Source organism: Candidatus Avelusimicrobium faecicola, assembly GCA_900540405.1.
GTDB classification, from domain to species: Bacteria; Elusimicrobiota; Elusimicrobia; order Elusimicrobiales; family Elusimicrobiaceae; genus Avelusimicrobium; species Avelusimicrobium faecicola.
In genome coordinates this window covers 1-2810 of the sequence record UQFW01000085.1, presented here as the reverse complement: position 1 = coordinate 2810, position 2810 = coordinate 1, and the positions used below count along the sequence as shown (strand labels likewise).

The following is a 2810-nucleotide window of genomic DNA, read 5'->3' as shown; positions in this document are numbered from 1 at the left end:
GGCGGGGTCTTTTAACAAAAGGAAAAATGCCGAGGGACAGGATCGAACTGTCGACACCTGGTTTTTCAGACCAGTGCTCTACCACTGAGCTACCTCGGCATTACCTATATATAATACAAAATTTATGACGTTCGGGCAAATTTTATTTTTCCCCTATACAACCGCCGTTAAAAACGGCAGGCGGAAACAAAAATTTGCACCAGTTCTTCCAAATATTTCCGGTCCGTTTCGTTAAAACGCGCTAAAAGCGGGGAGTCCATATCCAGTACGCCCCATAAGGTGCCGTTTTGGATGACCGGCACCACAATTTCACTGCGCGAAGCGGCATCACACGCAATATGCCCCTCAAACGCATGTACGTCCGGCACCAGTACCGTTTGGCGCGTTTGGGCGGCGGTGCCGCAAACGCCTTTCCCCGGCAGGATACGCACGCAGGCCGGCTTGCCCTGGAAAGGCCCCAGCACCAGTTGCCCGTCTTTCCAACGGTAAAACCCGGCCCAGTTTAGCCCCGGCAGTGTGTTAAATAACAGCGCCGCCAAATTGGCCGCGTTGGCAATCGGGTCCGTTTCGCCTTTTAACAAGGCGCGTGCGGCCGGTAATAAAGTGCGGTAATGGGGGGTGTTTTCCATATTTTTATTGTACAAAAAAATGCGTATACTCATTGCGCAAAAGCTATCAAAAGAAATATACTGTAAGTATCAGGGTTAAAGCGGGGCCGGCCCTGGGCCCATAGGAGATTGTATGCCAAAAATTGTAGTAGATGCCAACAAGTGCAAGGCTTGCTATATGTGCGTGAACGCCTGCCCTAAAAAATGTTTGGGGCCGTCTAAAACCATCAGCAAGAAAGGGTATTTCCCCGCGGAGCAAATCCGCCCCGAAGATTGCATTGGCTGTAAAATGTGCTATTTGGTCTGCCCGGACGTAGCCATTACTGTAATGAAATAACGTTTTACCATAATTAAGAGGATTTTATGAGCGAAAAAACTTTAAGAAAAGGTAATGAAGCGTTAGCCGAAGGCGCTATCCGCGCCGGGTGCCGCTTTTTTGCCGGGTATCCTATCACTCCCCAAAACGAAGTGCCGGAATTTATGTCCGCCAATATGGCAGATGCCGGCGGCGCGTTTGTGCAGGCAGAAAGCGAAGTGGCCGCTATCAATATGGTGTACGGCGCCGCGGCTACCGGCACGCGCAGTATGACGTCTTCTTCCTCGCCGGGGATTAGCTTAAAACAGGAAGGCATCACCTATTTGGCCAGCGCGGATTTGCCGTGCCTGATTGTAAACGTCATGCGCGGCGGGCCGGGCCTGGGCAGTATCGGCGGCGCGCAGGGGGATTATTTCCAAGCCACCCGCGGCGGCGGAAACGGGGATTACCATATCCTCGTGTTGGCGCCGAACTCCGTAGAGGAGTTGGGCAACTTCCCCAAATTGGCTTTTGATTTGGCCGAAAAATACCGTATGCCGGCTATGATTTTGGCCGACGGCATTTTAGGGCAGATGATGGAAACCATGTCTTTTAATTTTGAGCCGGTGGACCCCAATAAACTGGGCAAATTTGATTGGGCCGTGGATATTTATAAAAACGGCCACCACAAAAATAATGTGTTTTCCTACAAAGGCGACGGCCTGATTGCGGACGTGGTGGAACGCGCCAAACGCTATGGTCTGATTGAAAAGAACGAGCCCCGCTTTGAAGCCCGCCAAACCGAAGATTGCGACGTGCTTTTGGTGGCGTACGGCTTGTCTTCCCGCGCGTGTTTGGAAGCCGTGGTAAAAGGGCGCGAAGAAGGGCTGAAAGTGGGCCTTTTCCGCCCGATTACGCTGTGGCCGTTCCCGTCTGAAGCGTTGAAAAACGCCGCCCAACACGCCAAGGCCGTGCTGTGTGTGGAACAGAGCCTCGGGCAGTTGGTGCAGGATGTAAAACTTTCCTTAAACGGTGCCAAACCGGTTTATTTGAATGCTTATCCGGCGGGCGGGCAACCGTCCGGCGCTACCATTTTAACGGCGGTGCGCAGTGCGCTCAACGGTCAAACGGAAGGGTTGTTTGATTTGCAACGCCACGCGGAAGGATTTACCTATCATTGCCAGCGGGATTTAGCCTTGGGTGTTCAGGGCGACCGCAAAGGAGGCAAGTAATTTTATGACGATTCTTGCAACAAAGCCGGATTCTTTATTAGATGTACCCATGCACTATTGCCCCGGTTGCGGGCATGGGATTGTACACCGCTTAATGGCGGAAACTTTTGACGAATTGAAAATAGCGGACCGCGTAATCGGCGTGGCCCCGGTGGGGTGCGCCGTATTTGCGGACAGTTATTTTGCCTGTGATATGGTGCAGGGCGCGCACGGCCGCGGCCCGGCTATTGCCACCGGTATTAAACGCTCCAAACCGCAAGCCATTGTGTTTTCCTATCAGGGCGACGGCGATTTGGCGTCTATCGGTATGGCGGAGATTGTTCACGCCGCCGTACGGAGCGAAAAAATTACCGTTATCTTTATCAATAACGCTATTTACGGTATGACCGGCGGCCAAATGGCTCCCACAACCCTGGTGGGCCAGGTGGCTACCACCGCCCCCAAAGGGCGCGACCCCAAACTGCAAGGCTGGCCGATTAATATGTGCGAAATGCTCGCCCAGATTACCGGCTCCAAGTATTTGGCGCGCGTGGCGGTGGATTGCCCGCAAAACGTAATTAAAGCCAAACAGGCCATTAAAAAAGCGTTTGAAAACCAAGTAAACGGCGTGGGCTTTTCTATGGTGGAAGTGCTTTCCCAATGCCCGACCAACTGGCACGCCAGCGTGCCGCAGGC

4 protein-coding genes and 1 tRNA gene are annotated in these 2810 nt (G+C 52.8%); 3 read left to right on the top strand and 2 right to left on the bottom strand.

The features are described 5' to 3' along the window. Positions 1-27: 27 nt before the first annotated feature. Both ACQY18_RS06560 and ACQY18_RS06555 read right to left on the bottom strand, forming a co-directional pair. A tRNA-Phe gene (locus ACQY18_RS06560) sits at positions 28-99 on the bottom strand. A 68-nt stretch (positions 100-167) separates the two neighbouring features. Next, on the bottom strand, positions 168-662 hold the full coding sequence (locus ACQY18_RS06555) for a GAF domain-containing protein (protein ID WP_428039293.1): 495 nt from the start codon (positions 660-662) through the stop codon (positions 168-170). A 79-nt stretch (positions 663-741) separates the two neighbouring features. On the opposite strand from ACQY18_RS06555, the gene ACQY18_RS06550 reads away from it, so the two are divergent. From ACQY18_RS06550 to ACQY18_RS06540, 3 genes are all read left to right on the top strand, one after another. Continuing rightward, complete coding sequence (locus ACQY18_RS06550) at positions 742-945, top strand: 4Fe-4S binding protein (RefSeq protein WP_176777860.1); 204 nt, start codon at positions 742-744, stop codon at positions 943-945. Positions 946-971: 26 nt separating this feature from the next. Then, the gene (gene vorB / locus ACQY18_RS06545) at positions 972-2135 is read left to right on the top strand and encodes a 3-methyl-2-oxobutanoate dehydrogenase subunit VorB (protein ID WP_428039292.1); all 1164 of its coding nucleotides are present in this window, start codon (positions 972-974) and stop codon (positions 2133-2135) included. 4 nt (positions 2136-2139) lie between these two features. After that, positions 2140-2810: thiamine pyrophosphate-dependent enzyme (locus ACQY18_RS06540; RefSeq protein WP_428039291.1), on the top strand; the 671-nt coding region annotated here is incomplete at its 3' end.